Raw genomic sequence first — 18,072 nt, 5'->3', positions numbered from 1 at the left:
AACGGCTCGTCCCGGCTGTGAGCCCTCCTCAGAGAGGTGCCTTCTATAATCAAGGCGCCGACGCCCCCCGGCGTTCGCTTTGGGTCGTCTCAATTCACGACCCGACTTTAGCCCCACGCTACCGTTTCATCCATGCATCAACTGCTTCAAATGCACACCAACCGCTCCGAGCGATGTAGTTTACATTTCAACAGTTTAACGAGTCATAAATCTGAAACCTTGCAATTGACAGGGGAAACGTGATGAGGGTACGAAAGAAGATGCCCCGTCATTTTGCGCTTCTCAGAACGACCCTGTGCGTCTAATCTGTGTAGGAGGCTTCTGCATGACTGCCGACTTGAAAAAGCTGACTGATTCTCTCCGTAGAGACACTCCGGAAAGGTCGCTCCAGCGCCAAATCGAGAGGCGGCGGGGCGAGTTGGTTGAGACGTTAAGGAATGGAAGGTCGTTCGAAATCCGTGATGTGGCCGGACGAGTACTGCGAATTACCCCTCCTCGTCAGACCGGCCAATAACACCCCGTCATACGCAGGAGGGCGGTTTTGATTGCTCTCCTGACTACCTATTTCATCCTTGCCTATGTACTGGTTCCCGGGGTCCTCTTCCGAGTGTTCGCGGGCCTGTGGGTACACCTGCGTTTGTTCCAGCTAACCAGGACACAGGAGATCACGCTGGGAGTTCTTGTTTCAATACTTCCGCTGTGCACTGCCAACTGGTTCGTGTGGAAGATTCCAATCGCCGAGGGTCATCCATTCTCGTATAGCTTTGGTGGTATTGATGAATACAAGCGAGACTATCGCCTCGGATTGAGCTTGGTTGTTTCGTCGGATCCGGAAAAACTCCTTCACCCGACCGAAGAGCCGAAATCCGTTTACGAGCAGGCCATTAGCAGAATCTGGCGTCGTCAGCTGCGATTTCTTAGCTGGTATTTCATCTTCAGTTTAATTGAAGGCTCCCTCTTCGGGTTCTTGGCAAGTAAATATGGTGACTGGACAGGGAAGAGCGTCGTTTACGATTGGCTGGCCCGCAAGGTCCTACTGCCCAACATCTCCGAATTCCAAGTGCTTCTGACCGACTTCACTTGGCCCAAAGATCCAAAGCGCGATGTGATCGCGGATGTGCTGTGTCAGGACACGCTGTATCGCGGTAAGGTGAGTGATTACTTCCTAGATGCAAATGGAAGGCTCTCCGGATTGTTCATGACGGATGCCGAGCGGTTCCGGCGAGAGGACTTTAAGCTCGCATGTCTGGAAGCGAAGGTGAGCGGCGTAAAAGTTGACAAAGAGAAATTCTGGAGAGAAATCCCGGGATCGAACTTCTACATCCCCGCCGACAAGTTATCCAACCTCAATGTGCATTTCCCGACAGAAGACCCGCGGAAAGACAAGCAATTCGATGCCTTCCTGGATGATCTTCTAAAAGCTTTGCCGGCCGGAACCACAGCAAGTTTTGACGCCGAGGCGCAGCCACCTGACTCTTCAGAAAACGCGCCAGATGCGGACGAAGCGGAGCCGAACTAGCCGCGTATGGTTCGACTTGTGACGGCGAGTGATGTGAGAATTGCGGACATGAAAAACGTCAGATTATTTTTCGCCTCCATGTTCTCTGAATGGGGGTCCGGCTTGAGTGGCCCGGCATCGGTGCCGTTCGCCATTCTGGCACTCTTTGCGTCCAGCGCAGTTCAAAAGACTGCATACGCGGCTTTGGCGGTATTGCTCGGACTTTTCAGCGTTTACCGAACTTGGCTGAAAGAGCACTTGGAGCTTGAAAAAGAGAAGAATAGAAACCAAAAGCCGGACATCGATGGCGAGATCTTCGAAGCATTTATTGGCCCTGTCACCTATTCACCAGACAGTGAAAAAAGCTCAGTAATCTTGCTCGCGATAAAAGCGTGGAACAAGGTCCAAATGCCCGATGTGACCATTCATAAATACGAACTCGCCATTATGGTGGGCGAAGGCGACTCCGCGCAGTCATTCACGGGGACACAAGATGGATGGAGCGTCCATCTTTTTGCTGGAGGATCAATCCGAAACATTGACATCAGTGGGGAATCATTACGGTCTATCCGCTATTTAAACGCGTATGCAGTTCCAGACCACGTTGGTTTTTACGTTGATGGAATGCCCCCCGACACTAAATCTGCGAGTTCAATTAGGTTGACCCTAATCGATCTTAGCGGCGGCAGTCATCTGATCAAAAAAGATAGAGTTGAATTCATCAGTCAATTAAGCGGGATGCCGAAGATGCAATAACAAAAACAGTTGACCAGACCATCTCCAGGACGCTACCTGCATTTAGGTTTAGACAAAGCAGATTGGGCCGGGTCCGTTCGCATTTGCGCGACGGTACGGCCGGAGACTCCCCACGGCATCCCGAAAACATAGGGTTGGTTTGGTGGGACACCGCCTTCTCCTAGTCGGTTCGCGCAAACGCTCGCACTTGATTGCGGAGCGTCCGCAATTCTACCGCCAGCTGGTCGTACATTTTCCCCTGGACTATCGCTTGGGCTACGCGCCCCGCGGCCAAACCTGTTTTCCTGACTCCGAGAGCAAAGGCGATAGAATCTCTTCGGGGGCTTAAACAAATTGACAGGTCGGGTTTTTATTAGCCATGCAGACAAGGACAGTGCCCTTGCCAATGCTCTTACTGATCTTCTTCTTACGGGCTTGAATCTGCAGACCTCAAATATCTTTTGCAGTTCGCTTGCGGGGCTTGGCATTCCCGCCGGCCAAGATTTCAAGAGCTACATCAAGCAGGAATTGGCCGATTCCACCGTTGTCATTGCCCTGTTGACACCGAACTATTATGCGAGTGCATTCTGCCTCTGTGAAGCTGGCGCTGCATGGGTGCTTTCCAAGGATTTTCTGCCATTCGTGGTCTCTAATTCGACGTTCGGCGAGATGAAGGCGGTTCTGCAGGGCACGCAAGCACTGAGACTTGAGGAGGAGACCGCCCTCGATGAAATGCGCGAGCGAATAGAGAAGGGTCTTTCGGTGACTTCAAAACATGCCTGGTGGACCAAGAAAAAGGGAGAGTTCTTGAAAAAGCTCTCCGATATAGTTGCTTCGCTTGAAAAGCCGAACCGACCCTCAGCGAAAGAATATGCGGACGCGCTGAAGCAAAGGGATGATTACCGGCAAGTGAGCGAGGAGTTGGAAGAGCGGTTGAACAGATGTGAGAAGAATTACACAGAGGTCGCAAAGCTGAAGGATCGAGAAGCAGTCGCTCCTCGGAACGAGTCGTCCTTGAGGCAGACGGTTGAGCTTTTCTCTTAGGTACGCTCTGAGGTGCAAAGTATAAAAGGATCTTTCCATCGATCGCCATTACTCGGGCGGAAGTTGCTGTACCCAGCGGAGTGTCTTATCTTTGCACTCCTCGTCCTTGCTATCCTTCGGGTCCAGCCTTTGGAGCAGATCGAAGAAGTCTCGGTCTAAGGGGGACAGAACTTCACGGTCCCTCGCATAACTTACGCCTCTACTTGCCCCAGCCCCAAGAATCAGTGCGATTCCCATCGAACGCCTCGTGCCCGTAATTCGGAGTCCAGCACCGCTAGAATAAGCTGCCGTGGGCGTGTAGCGCATTTTCGCATGAAGAGGATTTGGGTGCTTCGAGTCTGGATTCTCGGACCGGAGGGGCAGAGTCAATTGACGATGAGAGGCCGATTGGCGCGTTGTTCGGTTGAATCTTAGTGCTCTGAGAAAAGGGAAATGCGACATTCCCCGGATATTTGGATTGTGTGCCGAGGCGGAGAGGGCGGTGTCAAGGGTCGTGACCGCGTGAGCGGCGGCTTTGCCGCCCTTGACACAACCCGCGCCTCGGCTATGCTTCGTCTATCCGGGGAGTGTCGGTGGAATTTGTCCAGTGCAATACCTGCACGAAACTAATTTCACTTTCATAAAATCGAAAAATCGCTTCCTTCAGACTCCGGAAAAAGTCTCCTTCTAGAACCTCCACGTACCTACACGTTCCGATCGTTCCTCTCCGCTCCAAAGACTTCCGGGAAATGCCGACCGTGAGATGAAAAGCGGCCCCAATGCATGGGTAGCCGAGGTAGTTGCAAGCCCTCATATCCCCGCCATTGCACGCCTCAGTGAACAGCTCCCTCGCCTGGGCATATTGCTTGCGTCTGTAGCTGTCTTTAGCTCGATCGTATATATTCGTCTGCCAACGAAGAACGATAGTGCGCGCACCGTTCAGTTCCACGAGCGAGTAAGAAAGTATCTCGCCTTGTGGCTGGAGCAGCGGAACCCCAACTGTGGACATGACCATCTGCTCCACAGCCAGTACTCCGGATCGCGCTTCTTTACCACGCAGACACTGAGCGCCTGGTTCAAGAGGATCCTACGGTCTTTTCCAGAACCGGCGTGCAGCTTCCACTTTCATCGGCTTAGGCATAGCTGGGCGACTCGCCTCATGAACAATGGCATCGCCTTAATGGTCCTGAAGATCCTCGGGGGTTGGAAAAGCTGGACCAGCCTGGAGCGGTACATTCTTGTCCTTCCTGCCACGATCAAGCGGCAGTACGAACAGAGCTACGCCAAGTTGCAAGAGGAACAGGAATCTGGAACGGAAGAAGCCATGTCGCTGTTCGATTATGCCTTGATGGATGACACGGAGCCAGTAACCGCCATTGATTCTGCAGCATAAGCCGCATTGCGGGTAATTCATTTTACCCGCAATGTTTTCAATTCTGGAGATAACACATGAATATCAAAGGCTTCATTGATTCTCTCGCGGTCCAAACGCGAAGCAAGGAAACTCTACGCGCTTACCGACAAGATCTTGAGCGGTTCGAAGGCTTTCTCGCTGAAAAGGGCCTAAGGGTTAACCAAGTTGGGAACAGTACAGTCGGCGATTACGTCAGCTATCTTCGCGAGCATCAAGGGCGGGTCGCAGGAGAAGCTTTGTCACCGGCAACGATTTTTCGGCGCCTCGCAGTTGTGTCCAGTTATTACGACTGGCTCGGGGAAAATTCCGATCGGACAATCCGGAATCCTATTGCACGGGTGCGCCGTCCGAAAGTGCAAAATGACCTTCCTAGGGCAGTCGAAGACAACGTCCTCAAAACCCTGGTCGACGGCATTTCCGATCTTCGCGATAAGGCAATCATCCTCCTGTTCGTCTACACAGGGCTCAGGCTTGCCGAGCTTTGCCAACTTAACCGCAACACGATCACGACGTATGCGCGTGAATTACCCGCCAAGGGAAAGCAGTACTTCGGCATGGGCGAGGTGGGAGGCAAAGGCAGTAAGCGGCGCCAGTTCTTAGTTGGCCCCGCAGCCACTGGGGCCCTCAAAGCTTACATCAGAGAGTGCCGGACGAAGGACATCCGCGTAACTTTCGTCGGATACCTTGAAGCCTCGCGTCTACCGGTCCAAATAGATATCGGCTTCGGTGACGCCATCACTCCCGATCCAACAGAGACCACTTACCCAACACTCCTCGAAAATCCGGCTCCCGTTCTTCTGGCCTATCCTCGCGAAACCGTTGTCGCCGAGAAATTCGAAGCGCTGGTCAAACTTGGTATCGCAAACACACGAATGAAAGATTTTCATGATCTAAAGACCCTGGCCAGCCTCTTCCCTTTTGACGGATCGTCACTTTCTGAGGCCATTAGGCGAACTTTCGAACGGAGAAAGACACCATTGCCCCTCGAAGCTCTGCCGACCGCTCTCACCGCGGAATTCTACGACGATGCCACCAAACAAAAGCAATGGAACGCATTCGTCACGAAGAACAAGCTCTACATCGAACCGATCACTCTCCAAGAGGTGACTGCGGGCATCGAGGCGTTTGTTATGCCGGTCCTGCCTGCGTCAGCCGCAGAGAATCTGCCAACTCTCCGGTGGGAGCCGGGTGGTCCCTGGAAACGCATCTGAAACGGGCGAGCGGATGAGTGAAGCCATTTCGTGCACATTCGACCGCTGAATGCAATTAAGTCTTCACTGCGCTCAAGAAGCTGGCGACTATGCAAGCGGCCATTTCGCGCGACGCGACGAATTGGGCCGTCGCTGCGCTCGTTTCGGAGATAGACACCATCCCTAAGCCTGACGGCTTAGTGGCGTCTAACTGGTCACGCCGGTCTTGCAGGCTGAGAGTGTCAGCAGGTCCGTCGCTCGCAGATTGATATTCGGATTGTCGCGGAAGTTAGCTACGGTGAGATGGTATCCCGTGCCTTCGCTCTCCTTGCCCGCCAGCAACAAATATGATCGGCTGCAACACGAAATGGCTGGCGGTGGAAGATCAGCTGACGGCCCGGCACTACATATTTGAGTCAATCCGGCCATTAGGACAATTCTTTGTACTCTCGTGAAATTTCGCGGCTGGGTGCCGAAAAACGATAGTCTTCTGCTGTCCTCGAATGCTACGCTCTTCGAATCGAAGTGGAGAACGATCGGTACTCCGGCCGCTCTCCCAGTTACTGAAACTGAACTACAAGAGGACGAACGCAATGATGGACGCAGGATCTGTAAGGAGAGTCATGCGGATTGCCGCTGTGACGGCAATCTTGGCCGCAATCGCTGTAGAAGCTTCAGCCCAGGCGGCGGGACAAGCTAATCCTCCGGCCGCTGGCACCGCCAGTCCGGTCCAGTTGCAGCCTTACACCGCGCCAGATCAAAGTGCATCCGTCGGCGTCCCCGCTGGATGGACGGTAACCAAGGGCGTAAACGCCGTCATTCAAATGTCTGGCCCTCAGGGCGAGGCGATCTCTCTCGGGAATGGGCTTTTCGTCAAGAACGGCCCATTCCAGCCCAATCTGCAGGGAATGGGCCCGATCACAATGTCGATGCCGTATCAGGCCACGCTCGCTCAGAAGTACGCGATGATCTGGAAGGCAGCTTCCGCTCAGGCTGGCGACCCGACCGAGCAAGTCACCATCATCTCAGCTACTCCCATTCCGCTGGGCAAAATCGCTGAGTGCGGCATCTTTCTTGGCTCTCAGACCAATAAGAAGGGCCCATCGAAATTTGAGTCGCGATTCTGCTCGTTGCCGATGGACACCAACGGTATCTTCAAACTCTTCTGGATGAACGCTACAATTCCAGACGCCCTGGCCAAACAGGAGCGCCCGATAGCGGAAGCCGTTCTCTCCAGCTACAAGCCGTCTCCAAATTCCCTGAAGCTGATTCTCATGCCTTCTACGCCACCCATGCCCCCACCAATGCCGATCGGTAATGGTGGAGGTGGTGGAGGCGAGTCCAGCGGAATGTACGCAGAAAGGATGGCGCAGCAGAGCGCCAACTGCATGGACCTGGGTGTCATCCGCGAGGTGCCTGAGAGGAAACTGCCCGATTACTGCAACTGAGAACGTCAGCGATGTCCGCGTCGTAGAAGGCTGCTCGAGTGGGCGCGTGTGAACTATCGAAACCTCCGGCTCTCAATCCGAGACTGACTTCGGTGCGGCGCGGGATGAGAAAGTGGAATTCCAGGGCTTCATCGGTTCGTCATCGAGCAGCCCCCAGTGACGGCTCAGATGCTTCAGCCGCCGTGCTGATCCCACCACTTATCGAAACGAAGTTTTACACGCTCCAGCCTCCCAAATGGAAACTCCATTTCCCGGCCGCGCGCCGGCCCGGTGTTCTCGTTTATGAGAATCACCGGGCAGACACTCAGACTGCACTTAAGGCAGTCGCTTCGCGTAAATCGCGACTTTCACATTACAACCGCCCTGACCCGCTGCACCGGATCGCAATAGGTGTGGATTCGGAAGACCCGTTTCGGCCGCCCATCATCATCGACCGAGAACGGCAAGCCATGTACGTGTCGAACGGGTTTGGCTGAAACTCAACCGGCAGATGAGCAACTTCGGACTGGCACAGGAAATCTGAGTCCTTCCATGGCTGCGCTACACTACTCGCCACCGGAAAACAAAGGAATTGGGCCGGTCAATCTTGCGCAGCACACAGGCAGGTCGGATCTCGGCAACTAGGAGTTCAATGGATGACTATTCCTGGCAGAACCTGGATATTAACGTGTCTCACAGGGTTTCAGCTCTTGTCGCCATTGGCTCAGTCCCAAAACATATCCACGAAGGAACAGCTCGCGTACACGCAATCAGTTGGAGACCTGGTTCAAAGTGAGCAAGCTGCCAAGGCCTTGCCTGTCACGCGAGGACGCTCTAATGATTCATTCGCTCCGATCCATATTCTCTACATACACGGGATCAACCAGATTGGACCCGGGGATTCAATGCCCTTGCGGAAAAGTATTTGCAAGTATCTCAAGAAGTGCACGGTAACCAATCTACCCCGTGTCTATGTCGACAGGGAAGCCTTTGCCACAGATGGTCCATGGCCCGCGCTTTTGTATCTGAATACTCCCATCTGGACGTCACAGGACGAGTGGAATGCGTCGGCACCATTCATTGACCGTTATCAGATCACTGGCAGCGGGAAAGTCCCGATCGTCCTGGACGAGCTCAATTGGTGGCCTCTCGTGTACGCAGTAAAATGCAAGTTTCTTATCAAGAGCGACGCGTTGTTGACCGGGCCTGCAAAGGGACTACTGAATGTATGCCGGCCGCAAGAGACAAAGCCGGACCCCGCGAGTCCGAGGCATTTCCTGGAATACCAGTGGCTCTCAAGTTCCGATCTGGCCGGGATCAAAGGCATGCCTCGTCATGCGGACGTGGTGAACCGCAACCTGAAAAGTGGGCTGATGGATTGGGGCTTTGGGGACGCTGTTCTGGCGCTAGGACCGATGCGAGACATCCTTGCTTCTGGTATCCGGCAAATGATGCTGAAGTCTCTGGAGTTGTCGGGAATCGATTTGGAATCGACAAAGCCAGATGACAATGGCTCTCCGACTTTCTTTATCACCCATAGCCTGGGAAGTTATCTCGTCTTGGACGCTCTCGACACCGGAATACTCGGACCGCATCAGACCGAGCTCGCGAGTTTTAGTATCACCCCGAAGGAGAAACTCGCGGTCGACTATCTCTCAGAACATACAGTCGGATTCTATTTCTTGGCAAACCAGGTGGCGCTTCTCGGGCTTGCCAGACTCTCACTTAAATCTCATGCAGACGGTGGCGCACCACTTCCGACGGAATCTGTTGAAACTCCGACGTCTGGGATCTCCCGATGGGTGTCAATGAGAGAAGCGTACTTGAAGCGTCGATCGCCTGCGGCTCCCGCCCCACAAATAATTGCATTCAGCGATGCAAGCGATCTTCTCACCTGGAGTGTTCCGGATATTGCCGGTGTCCGCGTGGTGAATATTCCAGTACGAAATTCTGGGTTTAAGATTCCGCCATTCCTTGATGGGCCGGTTGGCGCCCATGGAAACTACGCGACAGATATCGCAGTGTTCCGAACTATCTTCGAGCCAAAACAGAAATAGCTTCTAATGCACAGTGAGTGCTGCGGGCGGGTGACGATTAAGCGGGAAAAACTGCTCTGCGTAACGCTCCCAAGACGACGGGGTCTGCGAAAGGCCTAAATTTGCCATTGCAGCGCGCGGTGTTTCCGGATGGAACCGGATCGATCGGGCTGCCGGCGGGATGGCAGATGCAGAATGCGCAGAAGGGCGATCTGACCGCCGCGGGGCCAAACGGCGAGAAGCTGCGCTTTGGCTGGACCATCGCTGTGATCGATCCCACAAACCCGCAGTCGCGTGCGTTGATGGGGAATAGCCGCGGCGCTGCGCCAGGAAATTTTGTGGCGATTCCGCATAGCGCTGACTCAGCCACTGCTTTCAAGGCCGCCTTTACTCAGTTGGCGCAGAAGGCGCGCCAGCAGCCACCGCTGATCAACATCGCAAAAGTGCAAGACATACCTTTGCAGGGCGGCGCGAACGAGTTTATGTTCGGCGACATTGATTTTAATGATGGCAAGGGAAAGCAGTATCTTGTGGCACAAATGATCAACACGCAAGACTCGCGATGGGCAGCTGGCAGATGACTTTGTATGTGATGTACGGCCCCCAGCAGGTGATGGGTCAGGAAGCGAGCACCATCGCGGAGATTTTCCCCAACTATAGCCGCAACACGCAAATGGTGAACGCGATCGTGAATCAGCAGATTCAACAGACCATCGCAATAACAAATCAGACTTTGAATATGATTGGGCAATACACGGACAATTCGGACCGCATGACTGCAGGAATGTCGAACATGTTGCGAGACCAGACAGTTGTCGTCGACACCCAGACGGGAGGCCACGCCACAACTTCAGATGGCCTGGCAGGCGCACTGATCAATGCCAACCCCAGCCGCTTCCAGTCCGTGTCCCCTAGCGGTTATATCCCTGGCATTGATTATTAAATCGAATCGGATCATCACGTGACCCCATCCACGCCGCAATGAATCTGCGGCAAGGATGGGGGTACTGCACTGGTTCGAAAGCTCTATGGCTTTTTTTTCGGAGGCTTCTTGCTGGCAGGACTGGAACCCTGCGGCACAGAGTCCAAGAGTGGGTCAGTAACGGTTGACGAAGCTGGGAAGGAACTGGCCGGCTGGACCTTTACATTGACGGTGACATATGTGACCGTCTCAATCGCCTGATCGATCCGATCATCGGGTGTCCCTTTTGCATTTCTCTCCACAACATAGCCGTTCTGGACAATGAGTTGGTCCATATTCTTCTGAAAGTCCGATTCTTGGGACTTCGGCACAAAAACATAATCGCCGCTAATCAAACGCATGGCGTTTGCGGAGATCAGACTGTTGTCTGCCCCTTGCTGCGTAACAGCCACATCTCTTTGCGCCGAGTTGAGAAGAAAGTTCTCTGGATTTGCCTGTTCCACTTTGCCGTAGAAGTCGTAAAACGACTGCAAGGCAGAGACCGTGATGCCGGGAAAACCCAGCAGCGGGCTCATGATTTTTGCCCCGGTGACAATAGCGCCCAGGAGCTTATGCAAAGGCGAGTTAGTGGGGGTGCTTGTGATATTGACGCTCAGGTGACCGGCACCTTGATTCAGAACCATGTGGCTCAGCTTGGGTCCGTTACTCTTTGCTTGAGCTTGCGCCGCGGTCTGATTCCCCGTGAGAGCTCCCCAGTTCAGGCTCTGTTCAGAAGGCAGTTTGCTAGCCTTATCGGTGAATATGGTGGCCAGCGCAGCCCAAACGATCGGTCCGAGAAACTCGCTGCCAGATACGCGTTGGCAAGATAGATGCAGCTGCGCGAACTTCACTTTCGCCAGCCGTGATGAGTCTCCCTTTCCAGGTCGGAAGGCGCTCAGTTCCATTGTCACCACCGCGTCTTCGTCAAAGGATGGCAACTCCGTGGGCTTGATGTCCTCTACCCAGCGTAGCCCGGATTTATCACTGTAGTGCACAATTCGTGGGTCCCGCTCTTCTTTTGGGGTTTTGGCATGGCCACGAACCGCTCCGCCGGCGTATAGAGACTTCCAATACATCTCTCCTGCGGTTGGCGACTGTGAGGGCTGATCTTCGATGGTGGAAATGGCGTATGCGAGTTCGGAATTTGCAAGCAGCGCAGGCAGAATGCCCATTGCTGCAGACTCAGTCAAGAAGGAACGTCGTGACAATCCCATAGAAGTTGCTCCTTACCTTAATAGCAATTAACCAATTCTTGTTGATAGTGCCCGGTGGTCATCACACCGTTCATCAAGTTGCCGTTTCTCAGAACCAGATAATTCATCGCCGTTCGGAGACTCAGCACGCTGTTTATCTCCAGTTTCCCATGAGTACAAACGGAGCCCAGTAAAACGGGTGCGCGAAGCTTGTCGGTGCGTCGGGATTAGCGAGGTCCGGCTTCGGCTTTATTTTTCCCATCAGCAGATCTAACTGCGCCTGGCGAAGCGCCTCAACCTTTGCAACTTTGCCACTGCCCGAAGACCAGCGCCGATAAAAGTCGGCCATGAGTTCGCCGGTACTCGCGTCGCTTACTTCCCACAGCGACGAGATGACAGACCGGGCCCCTTTCAGTTGCGCGGTGGTACCCAGGCCATCCACCTCGCGACCATTGCCGGAGTTGCCGTTCATTCCGGTCTCGCAGGCTGAGAGCGTGAGCAAATCCGTCTGGTGCAAAGACAGATTACTGTTATCCCGAAAGTCTGCCACCGTGAGATGGAATCCAGCACTGCCTTCGTCTTTACCAGCCAGCAGCAGATAGCTCTGGCTGTCATTTCCGGGCTTGAAGACGAAGTGGCTGGCGATGTGGACTACCTGATGCCCTGCGCTCAGCTGGTCTTCCATCGCTTTTTCGGTAAACTTACTGTCGAGCAGGATCGTTCCTGGTAAAGCGCCGTTCGCGCCTTGCGTCTGCGGGTCTCTCGCCACATCGCGCAGTTCGTTTGCCACCGCAGGAAGAGCGGGCAACCCCTCCTCGTACTTGCGGGCAATGCCCATAGCGACCACGCTGAGGTTGGCGACATCCGGCTTGTGCTCAAGGAGGGCGATACTAGCGGGCGTAATTGTCACGGTGTTGTACTTCTCCACCAGGTATTGTTTCCCATCGTAGAGTGCAGCCATCGGCACATAGCGCAACACGCCGTCCAACGACCATACAAGCGTCTCAGCCTTTGCCTGCTCCAGCTCTATCTTTATCGGACCAACCAGGATGTTATACAGAAGCTGCGCCGGCCGTTTCGGGTCGCTCAGCGGATCGCGCAGCGCCTGTTCGAAATCCGCCACGTCCTTGTTCAACTCTGCGTCGGGAATTGTGAACTCCCGCGCGACTCTCGCTGCAGAGGTAATAAGAATCACACGGTAGCGGCCATTAGCCACCATGGTGTAGAGCGCAACGGTGCGAGGCGATTCGACAATCTGCCCCTCTAGAGCGCTGACGTTTCCTCTCACGTCGGCCAGTTGCTTGTTCGCCGCACTATCGTTGCCGAAGAGCACGTAAAGCCTGGCGTAGTAGTCGTCCAATGCCTTATTTGACGCCTTGAGTTGATCGGAGAGCTGGCGGAATTGCTGCTCCTGCTCGGGTGTGCGCGCGCTGATGCTCTTGAGTTCCTCCCACTGTTCGCCTGCCGCCACAAGCTGGCCTGTCGACTTCTCGTAATCCTGCTCCGCCTCTTGTTCCGCCGGGGTAAGCGTGAGAGGGCTGAGCGCGTCAGTCGGCGCGCCGCGCACATACTCTGAATATTCCTGCTGCTTCAGCAAATTCAGGACTTGCTGTGCCTCCGGCAGCCGGCCCTGCGTAATGAGCAGATCGGCTAGATCGTGGTAAGAGTCTGCCTTGGACGCAACGAAGGTGGATTGCAAGGCTTTGTCGAGTCCCTGCATGTTGCTGCGCACCTGCTGTACCAGGTCCACCGCCTGCTTGCCGTAGAAGATGGCTAAGGCAGGCTGATCTCTGTGTACCCACATCATGCCGTAAAGAATGGGAGACAAGATCAGGGGATCGTTGACTGCTTTGGCGAGAGGCAGTGCCTGATTCAAGTGAGCGCGCGCGCTGGCGAAGTCTCTTTTATCGAAGTAAATTCTGGCGAGTGCAACGTGAGCGCGCGCCTCATTTTGGCGATCGGTTACCTGGCGAAGAATGTCGAGGCCCTGATTGATGGACTCGAGGGCCTTTTGGTCGTTGCCCATTTTGTGATAGGCCATACCGGCGCTCACGCGGGCAACTCCTTCGCCACGCCGATTGGCGGCACCGGTTTGCAGTGCGATGGCCTGATCTAGAGTTTCGACGGCCTTTTGTTTGTCGCCGAGTTCAACGTAAGCCGCGCCCATGTTGATCAGCAGTGTCTCTTGCATGGCGCGGTCTCCTTTAGTCGTCACGATGGACAGCGACTGGTTGTAGTAATCAAGTGCCTTCTGCCGGTCGCCTAGACTTTGATAGACCATCCCCATGTCGTTCAGCACTGTTGCTTCGCCGCTGCCATCGCCTGCGGCACGCAAAATGGGTAAAGCCTGGTTGTAAAACCCCAGCGCCTTTTCTTTTTCTCCCAGATCGGACAAGGCGAGGCCGATGTTGTTCATCGTAAGCCCACTTGCATCCGCCATGTTCATGCGCTGGAAGATCGGGAGCGCCTCGGTGAAGTGCTCCAGTGCTTTCTGGTTCTCGCCGAGGGCATTTTCGCCAATCCCGGTCTTGTTCAAAGCCATTGCCAGAATGCGTGGGAAGTTCGATTGGCGGGCGATGGTCAATGCCCGCGCGTAATAATCCATCGCCTTCTTGTCTCTAAGACTGGCATAGATGTCTCCAATGCCGAGCAACGACATGGCCTCGCCACGATGATCGCCGGCCTGCAGGAAAGCGTCGTGGGCCTGCTGCGCGTACTTGAGGGCGTTGGTTTGGTCTCCCGCGGCCCCATAGCCAGTGGCAATTTCCGCGAGGATCTGCGCTTCTCCGGCGTGGTCTCCAAGAGAGCGCCGAATTTCCAGGGCCTGGTTCGCATATTCCAATGCTTGTCCTGGCTGCTTTTGAGCGGCGGAGAGGAGTGCAAGGCCATTGAGCGCATCTGCCTTGCCGGCTGTGACATTTTGCGCGGTAGCAACGTCGACCGCACGCTGATATGCCTGCACGGCCTGCTGGAGCTGACCCGCATTGCGAGCCAGGCCGCCCAGCCCGTTGAGCGCCGCGACGCCTTGCTCTGCATCCTGTGATTGTCTTGCTGCCGCCAAAGCACGGTTGTAGGCTTCCAGTGAATTGCCTGCATTTCCGGCACGAAACCACAGCTCGCCGATCTGATTCTGTAGCTTCGCCACAGCTCGAGCATCGCGAGCCGTAATTGCAGAATTCAGTGCTGCCTGAAGCTGATCCAAACGGGACTGTTCGTCACGCGATAGTTGCGAACCCGCAACCTGCGTTCCTGACGCTGAACCTCCGGGGGGCAATGCCTGGGGTATCTGGCTGGCGAGTTGCATTGGCAGCAGAGCAGCCATCAGAGCCAGCGGCATTGCCGATCCGCAGCGTCTAGGGTGGAAGCGCGGGCTCACCATGCAGCGGACCTCGCGGTGCAGGAAAGGTTAAGAAGTCAACAGAATGCTTCAGAGTTTACACGAGTCGCAAGTCATGAAGATAGGCGGTAGAGACAATGCGGGTCCCAATGCCGAGAGACGAACCTAAGGAGCAATGCTGACCTGACCGTTTGTTTGCAGTTGGCATTGTCGCCCTTGCCCATCGCGGCTGCAATATCGCTGAAACAGGCCGGAATCGACTCTAGAAGTTCGGCGCCTATCCACCGCACTCGCGAGGAGTCTCCCAATTCGACCCGTTGCCCAGGATGCCAGCATCCGCGCACCTGAAGCCGTGATCGATGACTTGCTGTTGATTCGCCATCGCTCTTAAATACATTTGGGTCTCGGCCGCTCCGGCGAGCCCCTGACTTGGGCCCGCCGAGGCTGGGAGTGTGTAGGGAGAAAGCATTTTTTGCATCCAACCGGGAGCTATCTTGTAGCTGTTATAGACGGCCGCAACCGTCGGCACTGTCTGGGCCGCTACGGCCGAGGGCGCCGTTCCCATTAGAAGGACGATCTTGAACAAATGGGCGGTGTCGGGCGGGAGCGAACAGAATACGCCCATTCCTTTGGCAGGCGCAGCGGTCCCGGAGAAGTCGACCGCAAACATGCCACACTGGCCCATATTTGCCGGCACTTGAACAGGAGTTGCGTAAATGAGTTTAATTTGTGCAACGCCTGGCGAATACTACAGACCTATCGGCCCCGAACTGGCGGAGCCGAGCGACTTTCGCCCCGCGCCGCCAATTCCGGTTGATAGTTCAGTCCTTGTAGGGATCGAACTCGTTTGCTCCTGCCATCCCAACTCCCACGGGAGTTAGCCGGTGCAGAATGCGCACCGTTTCGCCGACAGATTCAAGCACCTCATCGAGACGCTTGTAGCAGTCGGGTGACTCATCCAGTCCAGCGCCGCGCAGTTCGATCCCAGCGCGATCCACCCACGCGCGCATCATCTCCGACGTGACCTTGCCGGCTCGCTTGACCTCTCCGGTCTTGCGGTCGACAACGCCAGTCGCCTCGCGGCGACCCATTGCGCGGCCTGCGCCGTGCACGGTTGAATACAGCGAGTAACGGGCATGCTCGTTTTCGACTCCTTCGAGAATGACCGACTGCTCACCCATCGTGCCGGGCCGGGGAGAAGAAACGTGAGCCTGTTGAAACCACTCGTCCTCATCGTGGACGATGATCCCGACGTCTGCTGGGCCCTCGATCATGTGCTCCATGCGCTGGAGGTGCAGTGCATTCGCGCTCTGGACGGCCAGGCGGCTCTCGAGGCAACCCGGAGCAACCAGCTCTCGCTGGCTTTGCTGGACGCCAAGCTGCCCGACATCGACGGCCTCGAACTGGCCCATCGGATTCTTGCCTCCCAGCCCGGTATTCCGATCGTGGTGATCTCAGGGTATTTTTACAAAGACGATCCAGCCATCCACGCAGCCTTGGAGCAAGGATTGATCCACGGATTCATCGAAAAGCCGTTCTTGCACACCGAGCTCATCGAGACTGTGAAACATGGCCTCTCCCTCCAACAGGCCGCATTGCGAATGGCATAAGACACGTCTGCATTACTGCCTCGTCGTGCTGCCTTCGTAGTGGGTCTTCTTTTGAGTTCCATCCTTCAGAACTTCGTCGTAGTCGATGCTGTACTGCAGGATGCATTCCTGTTTGGCGTCCACCCACGCATTTCCCTTGATCGTGTAGTCCTTCAGTCCGCCGGAAAGGGTCAGCGGCATTTTTTCGAGTTGCCCCTGGCCGTCGGTGTCCACTGCGTACTTCACCGCGTCGAACCCCGCCACGTTTTCCGTTCCAACTTGCTTCACATTGGGTTTGGCGATGAAGAGTCCCCACGGTGTGAAGGCCTGTACCTGGCCGCTCGATCCCATGGACCATCCCGAACCGTCGCTGCGGGTGGAGTGCAGCGATCGCGTGGTATCTACGAAACCGTCGACAACTGGCGGCGCGCCTAATTTTGGGTCTTTTGCCATTTCCCGATCCATGTCTCCCGCCACCTGCTTTTCGTGGACGCTGGATTCGAGAGTGTCGCCCGCGAGATCTCCCTCGTAATCTTTGAAGGATCCATCGCTCTCGTTCTTTTTGTAAGAGAAGTGAACTGTCTTGGCGAGAGCCGGTCCAAGTGCGAAGGTCTCAAGGCAATATGTTCCACCAATCGGATGCGCGGGTTGCGCAGGCGTATTCGAGGAATCGCGCTTCTCCGATTCAGCTTTCAATGACGCATGCGACCTGCACCCGGCCACTGCCGCTACCGCGAGGGATGAAACAGCTACCAGGCATCGCAGCCAGGAAACATGGTTCGTCGAATTCATCTTCGAAATCCTTTCTCCCGTTTTCGTTTGGCGGGGCGCGCAATCCCGCGATCCGGCGCGGAAATCAGCCCGCCTGCTTGCTTGCGATCGCGCCCAGGATCGGTATGCGGAATTCGCGGTCGTTGTAGGCCTGGTACATAAGGTAGAGCCAGAGTCCGAACATCGCCAGCGAAATGATCAATCGGATCGGGAACGCCACCACAAATACCCAGCCGCTGATGTTCATCAGGATTCCCACCACGATGCTCCACGCAATGCTGAATGCAACCGCAAACACGAAGTACAAAATCGACTGCATCGCGTGGAAACGCACGAAGCGGTCACGCCGGTACGGCTCAAGCACCATGAACAGGATGCCGGTGATGATGCCCAGCGAATAGGCCAACGCTCCGGCGATGTTCCGCGTCAGTCCGGTGCCGGCCGCGGCGGACATGGCCGGCACAGGCGCCGCACCCGGTGGTGGGGGACTCCAGTTCTGTCCCGAGTTCGGTGCTGCGCCGGCGGGCTGTGCTGGAACCGAGTTCCACCCTGCACTCTGCGCAGGCTGATTCACGACCGGCGACCATGCCAGGGTATCCGGGCGCTGAGGAGACACCGGCACAGCAAGCGGCTGTGAGCTTACCGAAGTCCATCCAGCACCGCCGGAATCCGCCGGCTGATCCGTTACTGGCTGCGCCGCCAGGCTTGCCTGTTTTCCGCAACTCCCACAGAAAGTGGTTCCCTCTGAAAGGGGTGCTCCGCATTGTCCACAAAATGCCATGGTGATTTGCTCCTTTTCTGTTCGCTTTGCCGATTTCTTCGGGATTTCTGCCTGCGCTGCGGACTCATTCGCCAAGGCAGATCCTTCCGTGTCCCGAGTTCCGACGCCAAAGCACCA

The 18,072-nt window shown here is 55.4% G+C and carries 17 protein-coding genes and 1 pseudogene; 11 read left to right on the top strand and 7 right to left on the bottom strand.

Annotated features, from left to right (window positions below; all coding sequences use genetic code 11):
- The first annotated feature begins 541 nt into the window (after positions 1 to 541).
- From WCA10_RS09175 to WCA10_RS09150, 6 genes and pseudogenes are all read left to right on the top strand, one after another.
- The gene (locus WCA10_RS09175) at positions 542 to 1,519 is read left to right on the top strand and encodes a hypothetical protein (RefSeq protein ID WP_472822203.1); all 978 of its coding nucleotides are present in this window, start codon (positions 542 to 544) and stop codon (positions 1,517 to 1,519) included.
- Positions 1,520 to 1,567: 48 nt separating this feature from the next.
- Positions 1,568 to 2,254, top strand: coding sequence for a hypothetical protein (locus WCA10_RS09170; protein WP_472822202.1), 687 nt, complete (start codon positions 1,568 to 1,570; stop codon positions 2,252 to 2,254).
- Between the two features lie 333 nt (positions 2,255 to 2,587).
- On the top strand, positions 2,588 to 3,277 hold the full coding sequence (locus tag WCA10_RS09165; protein WP_472822201.1) for a toll/interleukin-1 receptor domain-containing protein: 690 nt from the start codon (positions 2,588 to 2,590) through the stop codon (positions 3,275 to 3,277).
- Between the two features lie 742 nt (positions 3,278 to 4,019).
- On the top strand, positions 4,020 to 4,649 hold the full coding sequence (locus tag WCA10_RS09160; RefSeq protein ID WP_472822200.1) for a tyrosine-type recombinase/integrase: 630 nt from the start codon (positions 4,020 to 4,022) through the stop codon (positions 4,647 to 4,649).
- Between the two features lie 56 nt (positions 4,650 to 4,705).
- Positions 4,706 to 4,954 (top strand): annotated as a pseudogene (locus WCA10_RS09155) (site-specific integrase); the annotation flags it as partial.
- A gap of 54 nt (positions 4,955 to 5,008) precedes the next feature.
- Positions 5,009 to 5,881, top strand: a complete 873-nt coding sequence (locus WCA10_RS09150) for a nucleotidyl transferase AbiEii/AbiGii toxin family protein (RefSeq protein WP_472822247.1) — start codon at positions 5,009 to 5,011, stop codon at positions 5,879 to 5,881.
- A 186-nt stretch (positions 5,882 to 6,067) separates the two neighbouring features.
- Here WCA10_RS09150 and WCA10_RS09145 read toward each other — a convergent pair whose 3' ends face one another.
- Positions 6,068 to 6,202 (bottom strand): hypothetical protein, encoded by a 135-nt coding sequence (locus tag WCA10_RS09145; RefSeq protein WP_472822199.1) that lies wholly within the window; start codon positions 6,200 to 6,202, stop codon positions 6,068 to 6,070.
- 281 nt (positions 6,203 to 6,483) lie between these two features.
- On the opposite strand from WCA10_RS09145, the gene WCA10_RS09140 reads away from it, so the two are divergent.
- The 4 genes from WCA10_RS09140 to WCA10_RS09125 all read left to right on the top strand — a co-directional run bounded on the left by WCA10_RS09140 (position 6,484) and on the right by WCA10_RS09125 (position 10,266).
- The gene (locus WCA10_RS09140) at positions 6,484 to 7,308 is read left to right on the top strand and encodes a hypothetical protein (protein WP_472822198.1); all 825 of its coding nucleotides are present in this window, start codon (positions 6,484 to 6,486) and stop codon (positions 7,306 to 7,308) included.
- Between the two features lie 884 nt (positions 7,309 to 8,192).
- Positions 8,193 to 9,344: a hypothetical protein gene (locus WCA10_RS09135; protein ID WP_472822197.1), complete on the top strand. Its 1,152-nt coding sequence runs from the start codon at positions 8,193 to 8,195 to the stop codon at positions 9,342 to 9,344.
- A 101-nt stretch (positions 9,345 to 9,445) separates the two neighbouring features.
- The gene (locus WCA10_RS09130; RefSeq protein WP_472822196.1) at positions 9,446 to 9,904 is read left to right on the top strand and encodes a hypothetical protein; all 459 of its coding nucleotides are present in this window, start codon (positions 9,446 to 9,448) and stop codon (positions 9,902 to 9,904) included.
- On the top strand, positions 9,901 to 10,266 hold the full coding sequence (locus tag WCA10_RS09125; RefSeq protein WP_472822195.1) for a hypothetical protein: 366 nt from the start codon (positions 9,901 to 9,903) through the stop codon (positions 10,264 to 10,266). The genes WCA10_RS09130 and WCA10_RS09125 overlap by 4 nt, the downstream gene beginning before the upstream one ends.
- An 83-nt stretch (positions 10,267 to 10,349) precedes the next feature.
- Here WCA10_RS09125 and WCA10_RS09120 read toward each other — a convergent pair whose 3' ends face one another.
- The 4 genes from WCA10_RS09120 to WCA10_RS09105 all read right to left on the bottom strand — a co-directional run bounded on the left by WCA10_RS09120 (position 10,350) and on the right by WCA10_RS09105 (position 15,995).
- Entirely contained in the window at positions 10,350 to 11,189 is an 840-nt protein-coding gene (locus WCA10_RS09120; RefSeq protein ID WP_472822194.1) for a hypothetical protein, read from the bottom strand.
- Between the two features lie 442 nt (positions 11,190 to 11,631).
- Positions 11,632 to 14,814: a CHAT domain-containing protein gene (locus WCA10_RS09115; protein WP_472822193.1), complete on the bottom strand. Its 3,183-nt coding sequence runs from the start codon at positions 14,812 to 14,814 to the stop codon at positions 11,632 to 11,634.
- A gap of 277 nt (positions 14,815 to 15,091) precedes the next feature.
- Positions 15,092 to 15,484 carry a hypothetical protein gene (locus tag WCA10_RS09110; RefSeq protein ID WP_472822192.1) on the bottom strand — a complete coding sequence of 131 codons (393 nt, stop codon included), beginning with the start codon at positions 15,482 to 15,484 and terminating at the stop codon, positions 15,092 to 15,094.
- 151 nt (positions 15,485 to 15,635) lie between these two features.
- On the bottom strand, positions 15,636 to 15,995 hold the full coding sequence (locus WCA10_RS09105) for an RtcB family protein (protein ID WP_472822191.1): 360 nt from the start codon (positions 15,993 to 15,995) through the stop codon (positions 15,636 to 15,638).
- Between the two features lie 24 nt (positions 15,996 to 16,019).
- On the opposite strand from WCA10_RS09105, the gene WCA10_RS09100 reads away from it, so the two are divergent.
- Entirely contained in the window at positions 16,020 to 16,424 is a 405-nt protein-coding gene (locus WCA10_RS09100; RefSeq protein WP_472822190.1) for a response regulator, read from the top strand.
- A gap of 12 nt (positions 16,425 to 16,436) precedes the next feature.
- Here WCA10_RS09100 and WCA10_RS09095 read toward each other — a convergent pair whose 3' ends face one another.
- Positions 16,437 to 17,195, bottom strand: a complete 759-nt coding sequence (locus WCA10_RS09095; protein WP_472822189.1) for a hypothetical protein — start codon at positions 17,193 to 17,195, stop codon at positions 16,437 to 16,439.
- A gap of 64 nt (positions 17,196 to 17,259) precedes the next feature.
- Positions 17,260 to 17,955 (bottom strand): hypothetical protein, encoded by a 696-nt coding sequence (locus tag WCA10_RS09090; RefSeq protein WP_472822188.1) that lies wholly within the window; start codon positions 17,953 to 17,955, stop codon positions 17,260 to 17,262.
- Between the last annotated feature and the right edge of the window lie 117 nt (positions 17,956 to 18,072).

Origin of the sequence: Occallatibacter sp., from assembly GCF_049582745.1 — a bacterium.
Taxonomy (GTDB): Bacteria; Acidobacteriota; Terriglobia; order Terriglobales; family Acidobacteriaceae; genus Telmatobacter.
This window is presented reverse-complemented; position numbering and strand designations above follow the sequence as displayed.

Excerpts from the sequence above, each read along its gene's own strand:
- WCA10_RS09170 (WP_472822202.1), top strand. The coding sequence starts at position 1,568 with ATGAAAAACGTCAGATTATTTTTCGCCTCCATGTTCTCTGAATGGGGG.
- WCA10_RS09125 (WP_472822195.1), top strand. The coding sequence starts at position 9,901 with ATGACTTTGTATGTGATGTACGGCCCCCAGCAGGTGATGGGTCAGGAA.
- WCA10_RS09105 (WP_472822191.1), bottom strand. The coding sequence starts at position 15,995 with ATGGGTGAGCAGTCGGTCATTCTCGAAGGAGTCGAAAACGAGCATGCC.
- WCA10_RS09095 (WP_472822189.1), bottom strand. The coding sequence starts at position 17,195 with ATGAATTCGACGAACCATGTTTCCTGGCTGCGATGCCTGGTAGCTGTT.
- WCA10_RS09140 (WP_472822198.1), top strand. The coding sequence starts at position 6,484 with ATGCGGATTGCCGCTGTGACGGCAATCTTGGCCGCAATCGCTGTAGAA.
- WCA10_RS09135 (WP_472822197.1), top strand. The coding sequence starts at position 8,193 with ATGCCCTTGCGGAAAAGTATTTGCAAGTATCTCAAGAAGTGCACGGTA.
- WCA10_RS09115 (WP_472822193.1), bottom strand. The coding sequence starts at position 14,814 with ATGCCGCTGGCTCTGATGGCTGCTCTGCTGCCAATGCAACTCGCCAGC.
- WCA10_RS09110 (WP_472822192.1), bottom strand. The coding sequence starts at position 15,484 with ATGTTTGCGGTCGACTTCTCCGGGACCGCTGCGCCTGCCAAAGGAATG.
- WCA10_RS09090 (WP_472822188.1), bottom strand. The coding sequence starts at position 17,955 with ATGGCATTTTGTGGACAATGCGGAGCACCCCTTTCAGAGGGAACCACT.
- WCA10_RS09120 (WP_472822194.1), bottom strand. The coding sequence starts at position 11,189 with ATGGAACTGAGCGCCTTCCGACCTGGAAAGGGAGACTCATCACGGCTG.
- WCA10_RS09160 (WP_472822200.1), top strand. The coding sequence starts at position 4,020 with ATGAAAAGCGGCCCCAATGCATGGGTAGCCGAGGTAGTTGCAAGCCCT.